The 1,222-nt window shown below is 56.1% G+C and carries 1 protein-coding gene; it reads right to left on the bottom strand.

Annotated features, from left to right (window positions below):
- Positions 1-33 precede the first annotated feature (33 nt).
- A protein-coding gene (locus tag ACODTZ_RS36095) for an IS3 family transposase (RefSeq protein WP_203431583.1) occupies positions 34-1,163 on the bottom strand; the annotation gives its coding sequence in 2 pieces (ribosomal slippage) (positions 34-920 and positions 920-1,163; 1,131 coding nt in all).
- Between the last annotated feature and the right edge of the window lie 59 nt (positions 1,164-1,222).

Below are 1,222 nucleotides of genomic sequence, written 5' to 3'. Positions count from 1 at the left end.
TGAATAGCCCCGAGTTTCGTAGACACCCTCGGGTTACGTTTTCTGCTGCCTTTCGAACTCGACGGGCGACAGCATCCCGTTTCTGACATGCTTGCGCTTCGGGTTGTAGAACATCTCGATGTAATCGAACACGTCCTGCCTTGCTTCGTCTCTTGAGCGATAGACCTTTCGGCGTATTCGCTCCCGCTTCAACAGATTGAAGAAGCTCTCAGCCACGGCATTGTCATGGCAGTTGCCCCGTCGGCTCATCGAGTGAACCAGATTGTGGTGCTTGAGGAACGCTGCCCAGTCCATGCTGGTGAATTGTGATCCCTGATCCGAATGCACCAGAACCTTTTCCTTTGGTTTCCGCCTCCAGACAGCCATCAGCAACGCCTGCAGCACGACATCTGTTGTCTGACGGTTCTGCATCGACCAGCCGATGACACGGCGAGAATAGAGATCGATCACCACCGCGAGATAGGCGAAGCCTTCGCTGGTCCGGATGTAGGTGATGTCAGTGACCCACGCCTTGTCCGGAGCAGCAACGTCGAATTGCCGAGCCAGCGTGTTGTCGATGACAATGGATGGCCTGCCGCCGTAAACTCCGGGACGTCGCTTGTAGCCGATCTGAGCCTTTATCCCGGCAATCCGCGTCAGACGCGCAACCCGGTTGGGGCAGCATGTCTCGCCGTGATCGAGCAGGTCGTCATGAAGCTTGCGATACCCGTAGACCCTGCCACTCTCTTCCCAGGCCGTCTGGAGCAGATCGATCTGGCGCTTGTCCTCACAGGCACGCTTGCTCAAGGGTATCCGGAGCCAAGCGTAAAAGCCGCTGGGGTGGATGCGCAACAGGCGGCACATCGTCCGCACCGAAAATCGCTGCTGATGCTGTGCAATGAACGCGTACTTCACTTTGCATCCCTGGCGAAATACGCGGTCGCTTTTTTTAATATGTCGCGCTCCTCGGTGACACGCGCCAATTCCTTTTTAAGCTGCCTGATCTCGTCGGCCTGGTCGCTGCCCTGGTTGCCAGACACGGAGGAGAACTTCTTCTTCCACTCATAGAGTGAGTGCGGGCTCACACCCAGCCGCTGCGAAACCTCCGCAACCGGATAGCCCCGTTCCGTGATCTGACGCACCGCGTCCCGCTTAAACTCTTCGCTGAAATTCGATTTGCTCATGATGCTCTTCTTGCCTCAAAATTAGGAAAGAAGGTGTCTACAAATCTCGGGGCTATTCA

It is taken from the genome of Rhizobium sp. FG113 (assembly GCF_057809895.1).
The sequence above is the reverse complement of the archived record's forward strand: the minus strand, read 5'-3'. Positions and strand labels throughout refer to the sequence as shown.